The organism is Sphingobium lignivorans (assembly GCF_014203955.1).
GTDB lineage: Bacteria > Pseudomonadota > Alphaproteobacteria > Sphingomonadales > Sphingomonadaceae > Sphingobium > Sphingobium lignivorans.
This window is the reverse complement of the sequence record NZ_JACHKA010000001.1, coordinates 3701519-3720695: the sequence shown is the minus strand read 5'-3', so window position 1 is coordinate 3720695 and position 19177 is coordinate 3701519. Positions and strand designations below refer to the sequence as shown.

At 65.5% G+C, this 19177-nt stretch carries 13 protein-coding genes and 1 pseudogene; 9 read left to right on the top strand and 5 right to left on the bottom strand.

Translation table 11 applies throughout. The annotated features are described in order from the left end of the window. The first annotated feature begins 2 nt into the window (after positions 1–2). Positions 3–1442, top strand: a complete 1440-nt coding sequence (locus HNP60_RS17260; protein ID WP_184156120.1) for an NAD-dependent succinate-semialdehyde dehydrogenase — start codon at positions 3–5, stop codon at positions 1440–1442. Between the two features lie 660 nt (positions 1443–2102). Here HNP60_RS17260 and HNP60_RS17255 read toward each other — a convergent pair. Continuing rightward, positions 2103–5108 carry a TonB-dependent receptor domain-containing protein gene (locus HNP60_RS17255; RefSeq protein ID WP_184156118.1) on the bottom strand — a complete coding sequence of 1002 codons (3006 nt, stop codon included), beginning with the start codon at positions 5106–5108 and terminating at the stop codon, positions 2103–2105. A 517-nt stretch (positions 5109–5625) separates the two neighbouring features. Continuing rightward, complete coding sequence (locus HNP60_RS17250) at positions 5626–6684, bottom strand: alpha/beta hydrolase (RefSeq protein ID WP_184156116.1); 1059 nt, start codon at positions 6682–6684, stop codon at positions 5626–5628. 203 nt (positions 6685–6887) lie between these two features. On the opposite strand from HNP60_RS17250, the gene HNP60_RS17245 reads away from it, so the two are divergent. After that, on the top strand, positions 6888–8240 hold the full coding sequence (locus tag HNP60_RS17245; RefSeq protein WP_184156114.1) for an MFS transporter: 1353 nt from the start codon (positions 6888–6890) through the stop codon (positions 8238–8240). Positions 8241–8705: 465 nt separating this feature from the next. Here HNP60_RS17245 and HNP60_RS17240 read toward each other — a convergent pair whose 3' ends face one another. From HNP60_RS17240 to HNP60_RS20230, 3 genes are all read right to left on the bottom strand, one after another. Continuing rightward, a complete protein-coding gene (locus HNP60_RS17240) occupies positions 8706–9437 on the bottom strand; it encodes an SDR family NAD(P)-dependent oxidoreductase (RefSeq protein WP_184156112.1) in 732 nt (243 codons plus the stop codon). Then, positions 9430–10425 carry a Rieske 2Fe-2S domain-containing protein gene (locus HNP60_RS17235; RefSeq protein WP_184156111.1) on the bottom strand — a complete coding sequence of 332 codons (996 nt, stop codon included), beginning with the start codon at positions 10423–10425 and terminating at the stop codon, positions 9430–9432. Before HNP60_RS17235 ends, HNP60_RS17240 begins: the two co-directional genes overlap by 8 nt. A 72-nt stretch (positions 10426–10497) precedes the next feature. Then, the gene (locus HNP60_RS20230) at positions 10498–11256 is read right to left on the bottom strand and encodes a hypothetical protein (protein WP_184156109.1); all 759 of its coding nucleotides are present in this window, start codon (positions 11254–11256) and stop codon (positions 10498–10500) included. A gap of 195 nt (positions 11257–11451) precedes the next feature. Between HNP60_RS20230 and HNP60_RS17225 the strand changes: the two genes are divergently transcribed. The 7 genes and pseudogenes from HNP60_RS17225 (at position 11452) to glcF (ending at position 19138) form a co-directional block, all read left to right on the top strand. After that, positions 11452–12276: an amidohydrolase family protein gene (locus HNP60_RS17225; protein ID WP_184156107.1), complete on the top strand. Its 825-nt coding sequence runs from the start codon at positions 11452–11454 to the stop codon at positions 12274–12276. A 71-nt stretch (positions 12277–12347) separates the two neighbouring features. Then, positions 12348–14021, top strand: a complete 1674-nt coding sequence (locus HNP60_RS17220; RefSeq protein WP_184156105.1) for a CocE/NonD family hydrolase — start codon at positions 12348–12350, stop codon at positions 14019–14021. A gap of 58 nt (positions 14022–14079) precedes the next feature. Beyond that, positions 14080–14697 (top strand): annotated as a pseudogene (gene ribB, locus HNP60_RS17215) (3,4-dihydroxy-2-butanone-4-phosphate synthase); the annotation flags it as partial. Between the two features lie 5 nt (positions 14698–14702). Next, on the top strand, positions 14703–15197 hold the full coding sequence (locus HNP60_RS17210) for a flavin reductase (protein WP_184156102.1): 495 nt from the start codon (positions 14703–14705) through the stop codon (positions 15195–15197). Positions 15198–15205: 8 nt separating this feature from the next. Then, positions 15206–16699 (top strand): FAD-linked oxidase C-terminal domain-containing protein, encoded by a 1494-nt coding sequence (locus HNP60_RS17205; RefSeq protein WP_184156101.1) that lies wholly within the window; start codon positions 15206–15208, stop codon positions 16697–16699. Then, positions 16699–17838 carry an FAD-binding protein gene (locus HNP60_RS17200; protein WP_184156100.1) on the top strand — a complete coding sequence of 380 codons (1140 nt, stop codon included), beginning with the start codon at positions 16699–16701 and terminating at the stop codon, positions 17836–17838. The genes HNP60_RS17205 and HNP60_RS17200 overlap by 1 nt, the downstream gene beginning before the upstream one ends. Further along, on the top strand, positions 17828–19138 hold the full coding sequence (gene glcF, locus HNP60_RS17195; RefSeq protein ID WP_184156085.1) for a glycolate oxidase subunit GlcF: 1311 nt from the start codon (positions 17828–17830) through the stop codon (positions 19136–19138). The genes HNP60_RS17200 and glcF overlap by 11 nt, the downstream gene beginning before the upstream one ends. Positions 19139–19177 lie beyond the last annotated feature (39 nt).

Sequence of the window (19177 nt, the reverse complement as noted above, 5' to 3'; positions counted from 1 at the left end):
CCATGTATACTGACTCGCAACTTTTCATCGATGGCGAATGGAGAGCGGGCGCCGACGGCCTCGTCCTGCCCGTCGTCAATCCTGCCGATGGCTTGAGGATCGGTAGCGTCGCCAAGGCGGAGCGCGCCGATCTCGACCGTGCCGCCGATGCCGCCATGCGCGGCTTCGCGCTGTGGCGCGATACCCCGGCCCATAGCCGCGCGGAAACGCTTCGCAGCGCCGCGGTGATCCTGCGCCGCGATGCCGAGATGTCGGCGCGGCTGATGAGCCTGGAACAGGGCAAGCCGGTCGCGGAAGCGCTGGGCGAAGTGCTGAGAGGCGCGGAATTCATCGACTGGATGGCCGGCGAGGCACAACGCGCTTACGGCCGGGTCATTCCGGCGCGGGGCGCGGGTGTCCTGCAACTTGTCACGCGCGAACCGGTCGGCCCGGTCGCCGCCTTCACGCCCTGGAATTTCCCGATCAACCAGGCCGTCCGCAAGATCGCCGGGGCACTGGCTGCGGGTTGCTCGATCATCATCAAGGGCCCGGAAGAGACGCCCGCGTCCTGCGCCGCGCTGGTCCGTGCCTTCGAGGAAGCGGGCACGCCGGCGGGCGTGATCAATCTGGTGTTCGGGACGCCTGCGGAGATTTCCGAATATCTGATCCCGCATCCGGCCATCCGCAAGGTGTCGTTCACCGGGTCCACGGTGGTGGGCAAGCATCTGGCGGCTCTGGCCGGTCTCCACATGAAGCCCGTGACGATGGAACTGGGCGGGCACGCGCCGGTGATCGTCTGCGCGGATGCCGACATTCCCGCCGCTGCGCAGGCGCTGGCCGCCTTCAAGACCCGCACCTCCGGCCAGTCCTGCATCAGTCCCACACGCCTGCTCATCGAGGCACCGGTTTACGGACGGTTTGTCGACGCCCTGCTGGCGGCGTTCGAGGGCGTGAAGATGGGCGATGGCGGTGATCCGGCGACGACCATGGGCCCCATGGCCAATCCGCGCCGCGTAGACGCGCTCGAAGCCCTGGTGGAGGATGCGCTCGCGAAGGGCGCGCGCTTGCACATCGGCGGCAAGCGGCGCGGTGAGGCCGGCAACTTCTTCCCGCCCACCGTGCTTGCGGAAGCGCCGGTCACCTCCCGCATAATGAACGAGGAGCCGTTCGGTCCCTTGCTGACCGTGCAACCCTTCGAGACGCTGGAAAGCGCGATCACGGAAGCCAATCGCCTGCCCTATGGTCTCGCAGCCTATGTTTTCACGGGCTCTCCGGCCAAAGCCCGGCATCTCTATTCGCGGATCGAATGCGGCATGCTGTCTGTCAATCACTTCGGGCTGGGTTCTGCGGAAACGCCTTTCGGCGGGGTCCGCGATTCAGGCTTCGGGGTGGAAGGCGGCGCCGAAGCCATCGAGCCCTATCTCCAGACCCGGTTCTACACGAGCCTCGAGCGTTTCGAATAGGAAGGCGCGCGATATATTCGAGCGAGGAACTGGCCTTTGGTTCTGGTCGGCTTGGATCGACAAGGCCCCGCTTCCCTGCGGCGAGGGCTTCAGAAGCGCCGCGGGGGTTGGCCGTCTCCGATGAGCGTGCGCGCGATCCCGACATCAGCCTCGCTTTTCCTCTGTCCTACACGCCCTCCGCCGTGGCAGCCCGGCCGGAGGCTTCTTCCCGTCGACGGAGACAGGACAATGCACAGCTCATTCCTATTGAAGGCACGTCATCATCCGGTCGGGCCGCACGGGCTTGCCGGGGCGGGCTCCGGCGTGCGCCGGACCGGGCCTGCCGCAAAGCTCACGGAAGCGGAAGATGACACCGACGGGTCGTCATCTTTGTAAACTTCCAGACCGCAGCATGGTGTTGGACGGGCTGGCGGCGTGGGGCCCCTCGCGCCGTCGGTCGCCCCATCCATTTCGTCCGTCGCCAGAAGGCCCGAGGGCGATTCGGACTGGAATTTGGTCCACGTGGCGGGGAATCTGAAGCGACGTTCGGTTCTGGAGGAACGGGAAGGGCCGTTTCCCGTGCGTCCGGTGCGCTAACCGATCCCGCTATTGGCCCGGGGCAGGCTGTCGATCACATGGGCTGGGGCTCTGGCGGCGCAGCCCATGTGCCGGTTCATGCCCTCAGTATCTCACGCGGATGCCGGTTCGGTAACGCCGGCCGAGCGTGTCGAAGAATGCAGGGTTGGTGGGGTAGCTCGACTGCACCACGCTCGCCGTCGACCCGGGCGCGATCGGCGGATCGGTATCGAGCAGATTGTCGACGGTGCCGAACCATTCCAGCTGCCTGCCATTGTCGCCGGACAGCAGGCGGACATTGAGGCCGAGCGTGAGATAGAAGCGGGAGGCCACGGTGTTGTCGTTGATCGAGTTGGGCAGGGTAGGATCATAGTCGGGGTCGTCGGGCCCGATGAAGGTCTTGTTGAGCGCGCCCTTGCCGATATAGCGCCCTTGCAACGTGCCGGTGAACGGCCCCTGATCATAAGTGACCGTGCCGTTCAGGATCAGCTTGGGCGAAGGATTGAAATCACCCAGGGGGGCGGCCGGGCCGCTCTGACCCGCGAAGTTGACGGGCGTGGAGCCCGGCGCGGCCTGGATGACCATGTCGTAGAGATAAGTGCCCAGCAGCCGGAAGCTGACCCGGGAATCGCTGCCGAACTCGGTGGTGTAATCCAGCTCGATGTCGAGGCCGCGCGAGGTGAACGAACCGACATTGATCTGGCGCGCATCCACGAAAGTGATGTCCGCCCGGTTCGCGACATTCGGATTGAATGTGATCCGGTCGCAGAACACATCAAGATTGAAGCATGTGTCGACGAGCTGCTGCCCGGCGGGTGTCGTCACGGCATCGGTGATCTTGATTGCGAACCAGTCGACCGAGAAGCGCAGGTTCCGCGTCGGCGAAACGACAGCGCCCACCGTCCAGGTATTCGCCTTTTCCGGCGTCAGCGCGAAGTTGCCGCCGGAGAGGATCGGCGTCGCATCGGCGGCGTTGCTGTTGAACGGATTGCTCACGCGACCGCGCGTCGTGGAGGGATCGGTCGGGATCTGCTGCTCGAACAGTTCGCGGAAACCGGCAGCGCGGATATCCCGCGAGCGGGTCGCGCGAAACCGCAGGCCCTCGATGGGCTCGTAGACGCCGCCCAGTTTCCAGCTCGTCATGCCCACCGACCTCGAATCGTCGGTCAGGCTGTCGGTGCTCTTGGTCGCGGTGTGGCGTATGGCGCCGTTCAGCTCCAGGAACTTGCCCATCGGCACGTTGCGCAGCAGCGGCGTGTTGAGTTCCAGGAAGCCTTCCGTGACCCTGATCTTGCCGGCATAGTCCAGCCCGAAGCTGCCGCCGAACTGGTCATAATAAGGCACGTCGCCATGCGTCACGTCGCCCTTGTCCGAGCGATGCTCTACACCGAGCGCCGCGGAAAACGGGCCTGCCCCCACGCCGTCGAACAGGGCGCCCTGAATGGATGCTGCCACGACATGCTGGTCATATTTGAAGTCCTCGATCGCTTCCCGCCAGGCATAGTCGATCGCCTCTTGTGAGAGATTGCTGGCGCCGAACAGGTTGATCGGAACGCAGTCGGCGGCATCCGGGTTGCCCTGCAGCTTGGCACGGCAGATGGGGTCGCCCGTGCTCGGATCGATCACCGCGTCGATGCCGAAGGAGAAGAAGCTGTTGACGCGCACATGGCTGAGCGACTGGAAGCGCGTGTTTCGGCCATATTGATAATAAGCGTCCCATGTCCAGTTTCCGAGGCCGAGTTCGCCGTTCACGCCCAGAACGGCACGGAAGGTCTTGGCGTCCGCCATGTTCATGTTGGTGACCTGGTCGTCGACGTCCGTGCCGACGGTGAAATTGTTGGAACCGACCAGCGCCCGGACGGCGGGCGTGAGGAAGGCATTGTCCGGCCGGAACTGCATCGTCGAGGTGGGGCCCGACGTGATTGCCATCGCCCGCGCCTTGCGTCCGCCATAAGAGGCTTCCAGGGTCAGCTCGGTCGTGTCCGTCAGGTCATAGCTGGCGGCGCCGAACAGGGCGAAGCGCTCGATGGGCGTGCGCAGATAGGCTTCCTCATAGACCGATGCGCCGTCGCCGCCGCTGCGCGGGCCCAGAGCGCTGGCCTGGGAATACAGGCCGGCATCGAACGGCACCAGCGCGGTGCCGTCCTCGTTCCACATCATGTTGCGTGCGGCCGGCGCCGCGGGGGCCGCGTTGCGGATCACGCTGGTCCTGGTCGTGTAGGCGAGCTTGGAATCCCGGCCGATCACATAATTGGGCTGGCCATAGGTGGGCGTGCCGGGCCGATTGAATCCGGACGTCACGCCGCCGACGATCACATTGCTGTTCAGGAACACGTCCCAGCTGTCGGCGCACCAGTCGCGGACGCGGGAACAGCCGCCGACTTCCTCGTTCTTCTGATATTCCGCGCTCAGCACGATGTGACCGCGGCCTCCGCCAAAGCCGGTGCCCGCGGCCAGCGCGGCGTGATAGGTTTCCCCGTCGCCCCGCTCGGTGATGCCGCCGTCGATCTGCCCCTTCAGGCCCTGGAACCGGCGATCGAGGATGATATTGACCACGCCGGCGATCGCATCCGAACCATAAGCGGCGGATGCGCCGCCGGTCACCGTCTCGACGCGTGAGATCAGCGTGGAAGGGATCAGGTTCACGTCGACCGCGCCGCTGTCCGAGGTGGGGACGAACCGGCGGGAATCGACCAGCGTCAGTGTGCGGGTGCCATAGAACGGGTTGAGGCCGCGCAGATTGGCATAGGTCGCCCCGATATTGGAGCTGGCGCGACTTCCGACGCCGGGCCCGGCATTGGTGTCGGACTGGAAGGCGGCGTTCTGCGGGATGAGCGTCAGGACTTCGCCCACATTGACGCGGCCAAGATTCTGGATGGCCTGGGCCGACATGACCGTCGCGGGCACCCGATCCTCGAACCCGTCGCGCTTGATACGTGAGCCGGTGATGACGATGAGACCCTGGTCCGCGGCTGCTTCGCCGTCCTGCGGCTGGGTTTCCTGGGCCGGAGCGGGCGAGGCGATGAGGGTCCCTATCGCCAGCGTGGCAGATGACATCAGCGCGCACCGCGTGCACCAGCTCCGCCGACCATTCTCATTGTTCCCAATCATGTCGCTCCTCTCCCTTCCTGTCGTTCTTGCTCTCGTCGCCTTGCGCGAACGGAGCGGTTCCCGGATGGAGAGGCATGTAATCCTGCCCCAGTCTGCGCTGGATGTCAGGAAGTCCGCATGGGCACGAGCTCAGCCGCGCATCACATGTAGCCGTGATGCTGGCGGGCCGAGGTGCCCGATCCTCTCCATGTCATTGCTGCGTCGCTTGGGGCGACGTTCGTCTTGTTATAATAGGAAAAAATGGAATCTCATATTATGCGAAACAAGCCGATTTCTGGCGAACCGCGCTCTATCGATGGCCGATGTACACCAAGCTATCCATGCTGTAAATAAATTACATATAGATATAAATATTCGCGAGTTGGAAGACGCATTCCGGGATGGCGTCCGCGAGGGGCATTGGGATAGGTGCGGAGATACGCTGTCATATCAGCATTGATCCTCTGTCCAACCCGCGCATGGCGCAGGACACAGTCCGGACAGCTCCAGACAAGGAAAAATTATATCCTTGGCGTAATTATGGTGCGTGCCGTGTGTGCGCGACGAGGCCGTTGCGTTTGAGGAAGCCCATCAGCAGCTTCGCGACCTCGACATTGTTGAGGTCGGCGAAGGGAAGATGCGTATTGCCCTTGAGACCGGCGCTGGCGAGTTCCAGCACCTCGGCATTGCCCCCATGCTGCCGGATCAATTCGACGAACCGGTGATTGGCAGGAATGGCCATCTGCGGTCCTCGCGGTTGCGAGAGATTGTCGCCCCACACCAGCTGGATGGGAATCCGCGCGAGTTTCCTGAACTGCTCGGCAGGCACATAGATCGGGCCATAAGGTCCGGCCGCCTCCCCTTTGTCTTCGCTGTCCGGCAGGACAAGGCCGACGCTTTCATAAGCGACGATCGCTTTTACATTGTCGCTTTCGATCGCGGTCAACATCGCGCGCACGCCGGCTGCGGAATTCGTGACGAGCACGACAGGCCCGGTCCGCTCCAGGGCTGCAGCTGCCGCCTTTGCCTGGCGCCTGATGTCGGCGACGGTGTCGAATTCCTCATAGCGGCCGCGGATGGCCTGATTCCATGCCTCGGCATCATCGACCGGGAACTGAATACCCGGATGCCATGTGCCGAATGCAGGGCCGAAGCGCCAGGACGTGAAGCTGCGCTGGTCCTGCCCGAATGGCGCTGTGACCTTCACCTCTTCGCACGGCAGGTTCGCACGTCCCACGCTGGGGCCATCCCAGAGATAGACCGGGAAGCCCTTGCGCAGGAAGATGCTCTGGAATCCCTCGCCGCCGTCCCAGCGGTTCTGCCAGACATGCGTGCTCGAACTGTGCCAGAGGAACAGTCCGACGGTCCGGGGCGTGGGCGGGATCTGATATTCGACATAGCCATGATCGCAGACGGAGGAATTGGCCGAATCGCCGATCGAAGTTCCGCCCGCTGCGAACGAGCCCTGGCGCGCGATCATGATAGGCGCAGGCCCGGGGGGCAGCTTCCGGGCCGATGGCGCGCCGAGGGCAATGGGTGCCGCGAGAAGCGCGACCACAGCCGCGGCCAGACCCGATGATCCCTTCAGAATGTGCATTCTCTGCCCCTCTGCGCTAGCCACTATCTGCTTCCCCGCGGCGGCCCAGCGAGCCGCGATCAGCCCTTCTAGGCGGACTCCCTGCCAGACGGAAAGGGTTGAATTAAATCGGACTATAATATGTTGTTGCTCTCCTGCGATCATGCTAGCCACTCGGCCAAAGAGCTGGACCACAGCCGGGATCACAGCGAGGAGAGGACGGGATGGGCGCGGACGAACGGTCAATCGATTCAGTGCTGGAGCGCCCGGAAATGGGCAGCTATCGCTGGGTTCTCTACGCCCTTTGCGGCTTGCTGATGGGGCTGGAGGGTTATGACGCCTATATCGTCGCCAATCTGGCGCCCTTCATTGCACGCGGGCTGAATATCTCCATTCCCTCGATGGGCTTCGTGTTCACGGCGCAGGCGGCCGGCATGGCCGTGGGGTTCTACACCATCTCCATGCTTGCCGATCGCCTTGGACGGCGCAACATCATCCTCATAGGCTCGACGCTCTTCGGGCTGCTGACGCTGGCCTCGACGATGGCCGGACATCTTGAGCAGTTCGTGATCGTCCGTTTCCTGGCCTTCGGGGCGCTGGGCGGCACGATCCCCAACATCGTTGCGCTGCTGGCTGAGTTCATGCCGGAAGCGCGCCGCCCGCGCTTGCTGACCTGGATCTTCATCGCCCATGGGCTGGGCGCCTCGGCGGCGGGCCTGTTCGGCCCAAGCTTCGTGCAATATCATAGCTGGGAAGCGGCGTTCTGGGCGGGCGGCGTGCTATTGCTGCTGTTCGTGCCGCTCCTGTGGCTGCGGCTGCCGGAGTCCTGCCGTTTCCTGCTCATCCGCAATCCGAGTGATCCCCGCATCGGCGAGATACTGCGGCGCATCGACCCGGGCTTCAGCTTCACGCCGTCCACGCGCTTCACGACGACGGAGGTCAAGGCCGAAGGCCTGCCGCTGGCCGGCCTGTTCCGGGATGGACGCGCGCCGATGACATTGCTGCTCTGGCTGGCGATGGGCAGTGCCTTGTGCGCCACGGCGACCATTTCCGCCTGGAAGCCGAGCTTCCTGCATGTGCTGGGCGGCCTCGAAACCGCGACCGCGACGCGCATGTCCGCCGTCTCCGCTTTCGGTGCGATGGTGGGCCCGGTCATGCTCACGCTGCTGATGAAGCGGATCGGCGTGCCGCTTGCGCTCGCGCTCACGCTCATTCTCGGTTTCGTCGCGATGACAATGCTGGCGCTGGTGGCGCAGATCAATGCGCTGGGCTGGGTGCTCAGCTTCGCGTTCGGCCTGCTGGTGATCGGTGCGCAGGCGGGGCTCAACTCGCTCGCGGCCTCCAGCTATCCCACCTCGATGCGCTCGACGGGCATCGGCTGGGCCGGCGGCATCGGGCGCATCACCTCGATGATCGGACCGGGGCTGGGCGGCGCCATGCTGGCGGCCGGCTGGGGCGCCTGGACGATCTATACCGCGATTGCCTCGCCGCTGGTGGTGGCCGCCGTCGCGATGCTGCTCTTCTACCGGCTGAAGGCGGGCACGGCGAGGAGAGCGCCGGCTACGGCGCCGGCCTGAGGGGGAGGGCAGGCGCCCCGGTTGGGCGGCGTGTGCGCAGGCGTCATCCTGACGCCGACGCCCGACCGCCCAGGCGGCGCGAATGCATTCCGGCTTGGCCGGGAGTCCGCTATCGAGGTCGACTTGATAGCGAGCGCCATGGCTGAATTGTTGTGGGGAGCGACCGTAGCCCTCTCCCCTTCAGGGGAGAGGGTTGGGAGAGGGGAGGTCGCACGCTGGCTGCTCGCCCCCTCTCAACTTCGGCTACTCAGCACGCTGACAAGCCTCCGTTTCTCTCCCCTCAAGGGGAGAGAGCAACAGCAGCAATGGCGTCGAAAAGTGTCCAGACCACCCAGAATCCCCCGCTCCGGCCCCCCAGAACGCAGGGAAGCCGGTCACGTCCGGGAAGTAACCCCCCCGGGCACGACCGGCCTCATCATCATGGCGCCAGCGCTTCAGGCGGAGATCGTCTCCGCCGCAGTCTCGTTACCAGGGCACTTGGCCCTGATCGCCGAACAGTCCTCCGGTGGGCCCATCCTCGCCGATCAGCGCGAGGCCTATGGCGACAGCCGCGCCTTCGCTGGGTGGGCGGCCCTTGCCGTCCGAGAGTTCGGTGGCGCACAGTCCCGGATTGGCCGCATTCACTTTCACCGCGCTGTCCAGCAGCTCGTTGGCGAATTGCACCGTCACGGCATTCACCGCAGTCTTCGAGCTGTTATAGGCGAGCAGGCGGCTGAAGGAGAACGGCGCGTCGCGTCCGCTCGTGAGCTTCAATGAAGCAAGGCCCGTGGACATGTTCACGATGCGTCCCTTCGGCGCAGCGCGCAGAAGGGGGAGCATGGCCTGGGTGACCGCCACGAGGCCGAAGACGTTCGTTTCATAAGTCGCGCGCAGCAGGTTCACGTCCGCCGCACTGGGCGGTACGCCATGCTCGGGCGATATCGCGGCGTTGTTGACCAGGATGTCCAACCGCCCCGGTCCGTTCTCGATCTGGCGGGCGGCCACCGCGATGCTGGCGGCATCCGTCACGTCGATCGGCAGGAACTGCACGTCGAGACCTTCGCCGCGCAGCTTGCCTGCCGCCGCTTCGCCTGCCTCTGCGTTGCGCGCGCCGAGCAGCACCGTCGCCCCGGCTCTGGCGAGGCCGCGGACAATCTCGAACCCGATCCCCTTGTTGCCCCCGGTGACGAGCGCCACCAGACCCGTCGCCTCAGACATCGAACGGCGCCGAACGCGGATAATTGTCGATGTAGCGCAGGAACTGGCCGAAATATTTGTCGGTGCGGATCAGCGCGCTTTTCCCCACGCCCCGGAACCGCAGCGAGAACAGGATCGGCTCATCCTCCCCATAGAGCTTGTGCATATAGTCGATGCGGCTCTGGAGCTCCGCCTCCGCACCTTCCGGCCCGAGCTCCTCGGCCTGGCTCTTACGCATGGCGACGACGAAAAAGGCATCCGACCAGCCGGGCGCGACTTGCGAGCTGCCGGCCATGAAGTAGCGCTCCGTGCCGTCGCCGAGCCGGGTGTGCGCGGTCAGCCAGGTGCCGCCATAGAGCTTGGTGTCCGCGACGCGCGTGGCGGTCTCCTGTCGTACGACGATCAGATAGTCGCCGAAGTCGACACTGGTCGGATGCGCGTCGGCAATGCCGTGCACGGTCTTGAGATGCTGGAAATCCACGAGATTGGAGGAGCCGATCCAGCCCTCGATCGGGCGCAGGCCGCGATGGAACACGCGATAATAAGCGTCTTCCTCGGCGAGGCCGGGGAGCTCGGGGAGATCGAACAGCGGTTCCTCGCCGTTGAAGGCCCAGATCATGCCCCAGCGCTCGGCTGCCGGATAATTGTAGATCCGTATGGCGCGGGGAATATGGTCCTCGTCCGGAATCTCGACGCAATTGCCTTTCGGCCCGAACTTCCAGTGATGATAAGCGCACCGCACCGCGCCATCCGCCAGGCAGCCCTTGGAGAGGTCGGCGCCTACATGCGGGCAGTATGCGCTCTGCACGACCGGCCGGCCCTCGGGATCACGATAGATGATGACGCGGGTGCCCAGGAAGTCCCGGCGAACGATCTCACCAGCCGCCAGCTCCCCGGCCAGCATCAGCGGATTCCAGTTCTTAAGATAGGTGCCATCATGCACCTTGCCATATTCGCGACCCGTGAATGGCGGAGACGGCAGGATGGCAGCAGTTTCGGCTTCAGACATTCGACTCTCCTTGTCGGCGCATGACTAGCATGTCCGAAAGAGGCCGAAAAGATTTTTTATAGTCGAGTATAATTATGGAGCGGGGTTCGCTGTCTTTCCTGCTCCCGCCGTCACGCCGATGCCGTTCAGGATCAGCTCGCGCATGAAGGCCTTGTATCGCGCCGCGGCTTCGTCGGGCGTTTCGCCGGCCGCGAGCTGGGTGCGGTCGAACAGGCGGGAGGCATGCTGGAATTGCTCGCACAGACCCATCACGGCGAGGAAAGTGAAATAGGGGTCGATCTCCTTCAGCGAGCCTTCCTTGACGCCAGTGTCGATGATGGAACGATAGATATCGAGCGTCTTGGTCATCCAGACGTTGATCAGTTCCGTGGCGAGGGGATCGGCATTGCCGATGATCTCCACCATGAGCCGGTGGTAGAAGGGATTGACCAGCAGGAAATCGACCATCGCATCGATGCGGATGGCAAGGCGCTCCGGCGCAGAACTCGCATCGACCTCGATCGCGGCGACCGTATCGCCGATGTTGCGCGAGAGCATCCGGGCGACGTCCACCAGCAAGCGGGTGCGGTCCACGAAATAATATTTAAACAACGTCAGGTGCACGCGCGCATGGCGTGCGGCCATGGAAAGCGAAAGCTTCTCCGGCGGGACCGTGCGCAGGAGTTCGGCCGTCTTCTCGATCAGCAGGTCCTTGCCGATGCGCCGCTTGCCCACTGGCCTGCCGATGGCGCGGTTGGCCTTGGCGGGGCGGGCTGTCTTGGTTGCGCGCGCGGTCGTCTTCCTGCTCGATGTCTTGCCGGACTCGCCATCTGCTGTCTTCTCTTGCGTCACTTGCTTTCCGGTCCTGTTTCTTGGCGCGCTGAATTTGCCGCGTGGTCGCTGGGCGCTGCCCGATGAAACTGTTCCACTACCGTGTCGGGGGTGCGCGGGCAATCGCTCGCGCGGCGATTTCCGCGGATCGGCGGGAGGACCATATCAGGCATTTCCATCCTGCAGCGTGACCGCTATTTAGAGATGAGTTTAAATATGGAGAGGCGCTCTATGATGGCAAGTGGCGGGCTGCGGGTGGATACGCATGCCCACATCTATCATGATGCCATGCCGCTTGCGCAGGATGCTTGGCACCGCCCGGTCGGGGAAGCGCCGCTGGATGCCTATCTCGCCTGCCTGGATGCGCACGGGATCGATCGGGCCGTGCTGGCGGCGGTCAGCCTGTTCGGCGATTACAATGATTATGCGCTGGAAGCGGTCGCTGCCCAGCCGCGCTTGCGCACGACCGTCATCATCGATCCCGAAACGGACATTTTCATCCTGCGGGAGATGGCGAAGGCGGGCGTGGTCGGTGTGCGCCTGCAATGGCGCAGCACGCCTCACCCGCCCGATCTCGACTCCTTCGCGTGGCGCAAGTTGTTCCGCCGCGTGGCCGATCTGGGCTGGCACATCCAGCTGCACGACAATGGCCCCCGGCTGCCGGACGCGATCGCGGCGATCGAGCGGAGCGGCGCACCGATCGTGATTGACCATTTCGGCCGGCCCGATGCGGCCCGAGGCGTGAATTGCCCGGGTTTCGTGGCGGTGCTGCGCGCGGTCGAGCGGGGCAATTGCTGGGTGAAGATGTCCGGCGCATTCCGGCTGGGGCCGCCTGCCATGGTTCGGGAGTTGGCTGCGGCGTTGCTTCGCCAAGCCGGGCCGGAGCGGCTGTTGTGGGGCAGCGACTGGCCGTTTGCGGCGTTCGAAGGTCAGGTGGCGTATGCCGATACCCTCGCCTGTTTCGAGCAACTGGTGCCGGACGCCGCCCTGCGTGCGCGCATCCACCGCACGGCGGCGCGCTTCTATTTCGGCGAGGAATAAATTATAATCAAATTGAAATTATCGCTCGAAAGCGATAGAAGCCGGTCATACCGCGAAGAGGGAGCGAGAGGATGAGTGCTGGCGAAAGCTATCGGGAAAGGCTGCGCGCGCCATTGAATTCGCCCGAATTCCGGGGTGCGCGAGCGCGGCGGTACGAGCGGACGGTCGAGAGCGGCATGGTGATCGAGCGCGACGTGCGCGTGCCCACCCGGTTCGGCTTTGATATCTTGATCGACCTCTTCCGCCCCGCCGGGGCGCAGAGCGATCTGCCGGTGCTCGTGGCCTGGACTCCTTATGGCAAGCATGATCCGGCGCCGCTGGCGACGCTCTTTCCCACATCAGGCGTGCAGGCCGGCTGGATGTCCGATTACACCATCTTCGAGGCGCCCGATCCGGTCTACTGGACGGCGCGGGGCTATGCCGTGATCACGGCGGATGTGCCCGGCACCTGGTATGCCGAGACCGATGCCGGGTTCTTCACGCCCCGCGAAGCGGAGGCACATTACGACCTGATCGAATGGGCCGGCACGCAGGACTGGAGCAACGGCAAGGTCGGGCTTTCCGGCGTGTCCTATCTGTCGAGCTGCCAATGGCGCGTCGCGGCGCTCCGTCCGCCGCATCTCGCCGCCATCAACATCTGGGAAGGCTGGTCGGACACATATTCGGAGATCGTGCGCCACGGCGGCATCCCCGAGACCTATTTCTGGCCCTATATCCAGACGCGCTGGGGTGTTTCGGACAGACGGATCGAGGATCTGTGGGCGCTCACCGCCGAGCACCCGCATTTCGATGCATATTGGCGCTCCAAAGTCGCGGATTTCGGGGCGATCGACGTACCGGCCTATATCGTCGCAAGCTGGACGGACCATGGCGTGCACACGCGCGGGACCCTTGAAGGCTTCAAGGGCCTTTCATCTCCCCGCAAATGGCTGGAGATCCACGGCAGCAAGAAATGGGGCTATTATTACGAGCCGCCCTCACAGGCGCGGCAGGCCGCCTTCTTCGATCATGTCCTCAAGGGGGAGGAAACGGAACTGGCGGAGTGGCCGCCCGTCCGCCTGCATGTGCGCGACCGCTATGCCGTCGCCACGATGAAGTCCGCGCGCGCATGGCCGGTCGAGAACACCCGTTACGAGCGGCTCTATCTGGATGCCGACACGGCGCGCCTCAGCCGCGACACGCCGGCCCGGGTGGCGCAATGCGATTATGATCCGCTCGATTTCGACGGAACGGCCATGTTCGATTTCCCCATCGCGCAGGACGTCGATCTGGTGGGTCATATGAAACTGCGGCTTTATGTCTCCACGGATGCGGGTGACGATCTCGATCTCTTCGTCGCGGTCGAGAAGCTCCGGGCGGACGGGACGAACGAAGGCTTCGCGCATTGGGCGGTGTTCGAGGATGGGCCCGTGGCACTTGGCTGGCTGCGCGTGTCGCGCCGGGCGCTCGACACGGCTCGGTCGACCGAGCATCAGCCGGTGCTTGCCAATGACCGCGACGAGAAAGTGGCGCCGGGCGAGATCGTCGCTGTCGATATCGAGATACTGCCCTCGGGCACGCGCTTCCTCGCCGGAGAAACCCTGCGCCTGATCGTGAAGGGCAGGGACATCTACAATCATCCCAAGCCAATGCTTTACATGCGCCACGAGGACACGGTGAATGCCGGGCGCCACCGGATCTACACGGGCGGCGACACACCATCCTATCTACTCATCCCGGTCGTGGAGCTGAGCGATGCGGCATGATCCCTGCCTCCATCCGGTGCCGGACATGCTCGAATATGGCGTGAGCGCGTCGGGCTTCATGCCGGAGCAGCCGTTGGCGGACATTCCCGCGCTTCTCGCCGAAGCGCGGGCGGGGCGGCCGTTCATTCTGGTCGATGACGAGGATCGCGAGAATGAGGGCGACGTGGTCATCCCGGCCAGCTTCGCCACCGCGTCGGTGGTGAACTTCATGGCGCGGCATGCGCGCGGATTGATCTGCCTCGCCGTCGCGCCCGGGATCGCGCGACACCTGCGGCTCGAGCCCATGGTGCGCACGAACGGGAGCGTTCACGGCACGGCTTTCACTGTCTCGATCGAAGCGGCGCGCGGCGTCACCACCGGCATTTCGGCGCATGACCGCGCCCATAGCATCGCCACCGCAATCGCGCCGGATGCCGAGCCCGCCGATATCGTCTCGCCCGGCCATGTCTTCCCGCTTGTCGCGCGGCCGGGCGGCGTGCTGGAGCGGCCCGGCCATACCGAGGCGGCGGTTGATATCGCGGCCATGGCCGGGCTGATCCCGGCCGGGGTGATCTGCGAGATCATGAACGAGGATGGCACCATGGCGCGCCTGCCGGACCTGCGCTGCTTCGCGCGGCGCCACGGCATGCTGATCGGCGCGATCAACGATCTCGCCGCCTGGCGCCGAAAGTCTCAGGGGGCGTGAGCACGGTGGAGACGGAGAGCATTGCCCAGTCCCTGCGCGCGGGGCTGCGGCGGCTGGCCAAGGCGGTCGTCGTCATCACGTGCCGCCACGCGGACAGGCGTTTCGCCATGACCGCGACGGCAGTGAGCGAGCTGAGCATGGATCCGCCGTCGCTGGTGATCTGCGTCAACCGCTCGGCCAGCCTCGATGCCCCGCTCTCGCTCGGTGCAGGCTTCTGCGTGAATATCCTGCGGGCCGACCAGCAGGAGATTGCTGCCATTTGCGCTGGCGCCGTGAAGGGTGAGGCGCGTTTTGCCGTGGGCCACTGGCAGGGAGAGGCGACGGACAGCCCATGGCTGGAGGACGCGCAGGCGAGCTTTGCCTGCCGCCAGGACGGTGCCTTCGATTATGGGACGCACCGGATGATCATCGGACGGGTCGAGCGGGTGCGCCTGCACGGTGAAACCGATCCGCTTGTCTATGTCGACGGGCGCTATAAGCGCGTGGCATAGCAGGTGACATGTCGTTGAGGATGCCCGAACCGGACGGCGCCGTGCTCGCGCGTCGCACGCAGATCGCGGCGTCGTTGCGCGCGCTGGTGCCGGACGTGCGCGTCATCGATCATCCGGACGAGCTGCGTCCCTATGAATGTGACGGGCTCACCGCCTATCGCCAGCCGCCAATGCTCGTGATGCTGCCGGAGACGACGGCGCAGGTTTCGCGCATCCTTGGCTGGTGCCAGGCGGAAGGCGTCAAGGTCGTGCCGCGCGGGGCGGGCACGTCCCTCTCCGGCGGTGCGCTGCCTCTCGCCGACTGCGTGCTGCTTTCGCTGGCGCGCTTCAATCGGATCCTGTCGGTGGACTATGATGATCGCCTCGCCATCGTGCAGCCGGGCGTCACCAATCTTGCCGTGACGCAGGCGGTGGAGGACCGGGGCTTCTATTATGCGCCCGACCCGTCGAGCCAGATCGCCTGTTCGATCGGCGGCAATGTCGCGGAGAATTCGGGCGGCGTGCACTGCCTGAAATATGGGCTGACGACCAACAATGTGCTGGGCGTGGAACTGGTGCTGATGAGCGGTGAGATCGTGCGCCTCGGCGGGACGACGCTCGATTCGCCGGGGTTGGATCTGCTGGGGCTGATAGTAGGCTCCGAGGGGCTGCTCGGCGTCGTCACCGAAGTGACGGTGCGGATATTGCCGAAGGCAGATGCGGCACGTGCGCTGCTCATCGGTTTCGCGGCGGTCGAGGATGCCGGCGCCTGCGTGGCGGCGATCATCAGCCACGGCATCATCCCCGCCGGCATGGAGATGATGGATCGCATCGCCATCCATGCCGCCGAGGCGTTCGTTCATGCCGGCTATCCGCTCGATGTCGAGGCGCTGCTGATCGTGGAGCTGGATGGGCCGGAAGCGGAGTGCGGCTTTCTCGTCGGCGAGGTGGAGCGGATCGCGCGGGCCAATGGCGCCGTGCTGCTGCGCACGTCCGGCAGTGAGGCGGAGCGCAATCTCTTCTGGGCGGGGCGGAAAGCAGCCTTCCCCGCCGTGGGCCGCGTCTCACCGGATTATTATTGCATGGACGGCACCATTCCCCGCCGCCGCCTGCCCGAAGTGCTCAGCCGGATGGCCGCGCTTTCCGAGCAATATGGGCTGGGCGTGGCCAATGTCTTCCACGCCGGCGACGGCAATCTGCATCCGCTGATCCTCTATGATGCGAGCAGACCGGGCGAACTCGAAAAGGCCGAGGCATTCGGCGCGGACATCCTGCGCCTGTGCGTGGAAGTGGGCGGCGTGCTGACAGGGGAACATGGTGTGGGCGTGGAGAAGCGCGACCTCATGCCCGAGATGTTCACGGCGCTGGATCTCGACCAGCAGCAGCGAATGAAATGCGCTTTCGACCCCGGGCAATTGCTCAACCCCGGCAAGGTCTTCCCCACACTGCATCGCTGCGCGGAGCTGGGGCGGATGCATGTGCACCGCGGCGCCCTGCCTTTCCCTGAACTCCCCCGCTTCTGATGGCGGTCCTTGCCCCCGCGTCGCTGGATGAACTCGCCATGATGGTCCGCGAGGCGCTTGCCTCGGAGACAAAGCTGGAGATCCGGGGCGGGGGCAGCAAGGCGGGCGTCGGCGCGCCACGCGATGCCGCGATCCTGGACATGCGCGGGCTGAGCGGCATCGTCGATTATGATCGGGCTGAACTGGTGCTGACCCTGGGCGCGGGGACCCCTCTGGCGCAGGTGCAGGCTCTCCTTGCCGAGAATGGCCAGATGCTTGCTTTCGAGCCCTTCGATCACGGCCCGGTCTTCGGCGCGCCGCCTGGCGCCGCCACCATCGGGGGCGTGGTCGCCGGTGCCATCTCGGGCTCGCGGCGGCTGAGTGCCGGGGCCGCGCGCGACCATCTGCTGGGCTTCACGGCGGTCTCGGGGCGCGGCGAGATCGTCTCGGGCGGCGGCAAGGTGGTGAAGAATGTGACCGGCTTCGATCTGCCCAAGCTGATGGCCGGAAGCTGGGGCAGGCTGGGCGCCCTTGCCGAGATTTCGCTCAAGGTGCTGCCCGCCCCGGCCGCCACGCGGACCTGCGTGCTTCGCGGGCAGGATGCGCCCATGGCGGCCGCGGCCATGGCCCGGGCGTTGGGATCGGCCATCGCGCCGGCGGCGGCTGCCTATCTGCCGGGGGCGGCGGCGCAGACCGTGTTGCGCATCGAGGGCTTCGGCCCATCACTCGACGCGCGCTGGTCGATGCTCGAGGCCATGTTCGGCCCGGTGGAGGCCGCGCCGGACGCTGTCTGGGATGGGCTTCGTACGCTCGCGCCGCTGCCGCGCGAGGGCGCGCTGTGGCGTCTCTCGGTGCCGGCCCGGCATATGCCCGCGATCGGCAACGCGCTGGAAACGGCCGGCGCGCCCTGGCTGGCCGACTGGGGCGGCGCTCTGGTCTGGACCGTGCTCGATGATCCGGCGCTGGCTCGGCGGATCGCCGACGAGGCTGGCGGCCATGCCATGCTGTTCCGCGCCGATCCGGCCGTGCGCAGCGCGGTGCCGGCCTTCCATCCGCAGCCGGCAGTCAATGCCGCGCTGGAAGCGCGCGTCATCGGCGCTTTCGATCCCCTTGGCGTCTTCGCGACGGGGCGATTCCAGGGAGACGTCGATGCGCACTGATTTCACGCCCGAGCAACTTGTCGAGCCCGGGATGCGCGCCTCGGAGCAGGCGATCCGCAATTGTGTGCATTGCGGCTTCTGCACCGCGACTTGTCCCACTTATGTGCTGAAGGGCGACGAGCTGGAGAGTCCGCGGGGCCGGATCTATCTCATCAAGCGCATGCTGGAAGACGATGCCACGCCGGGTCCGGAGACGGTGGCGCACATCGATTCCTGCCTCTCATGCCTGTCCTGCATGACGACCTGCCCTTCCAGCGTGAATTACATGCAGCTGATAGACCATGCGCGCGCGCATGTCGCGGCGCGTTATCGGCGGCCCTGGCATGAGCGGCTGGCGCGCTGCATGATCACCGCGACCTTGCCTCATCCGGGCCGGATGCGGATCGCGCTCGGGCTGGGGAGGCTCGTCTCGCCGCTCGCCGGCGCCATCGCGCGGATCGGGGCATTAAAGCCCGTCGCGGCGATGCTGGGCATGGCGCGACAGGCGCAGCCGCCTGGCGGTGCGCCGGCCGACATCGTCCCTGTCCCGGCCGTGCCGCGCATGAAGGTCGCCTTGATGCGCGGCTGCGCGGAATCGGTGCTGCGGCCGGATATCCGGGCTGCCGCGGTGCGTGTGCTGCACCGCGCCGGCTGCGCCGTGGTGGACGTGGAGGGGGAGGGCTGCTGTGGCGCGCTCGTCCATCATATGGGCGGAACCGATGACGCGCTGGCCGCTGCGCGACGCAATGTGGATGGCTGGACGGCAAGCATCGTGCGCGACGGGATCGAGGCCATTGCGGTCACGACCTCGGGCTGCGGTTCGATGGTCAAGCATTATGGCGACCTGCTGCGGGACGACCCCGTCTATGCCGAAAAGGCACAACGGATTTCCGCGATGGCGCTGGATATTTCCGAACTGCTGGTCCGTCTGGCGCCGCCGCTGGCCGCGCCGGCCCCGCTCACCATCGCCTATCATCCGCCCTGCTCGCTCCAGCATGGCCAGTCGATCCGTGCAGAGCCTGTCCAGTTGCTCGAGCGAGCCGGGTTCCGGGTAGTGATGCCGCGCGAGGCGCATCTGTGCTGCGGCTCGGCGGGAACCTACAATATTCTCCAGCCCGATACCGCTCGCGCTTTGGGTGCACGCAAGGTGGGGCATCTCGCGGCGTTGGGGGCAGATGCGGTGGTGACGGGCAATCTGGGCTGCATGATGCAGATCGGCCAGTCCTTGCAGACGCCTGTGCTGCACCTTGCGGAATTGCTCGACTGGGCGAATGGCGGGCCCTTGCCGCGCGCGCTCGCCGAGGCTGGCCGGCCGGACTAGGCTGGTTCGTCGTACGAAGATGGAGCCGACGCCCTGGCG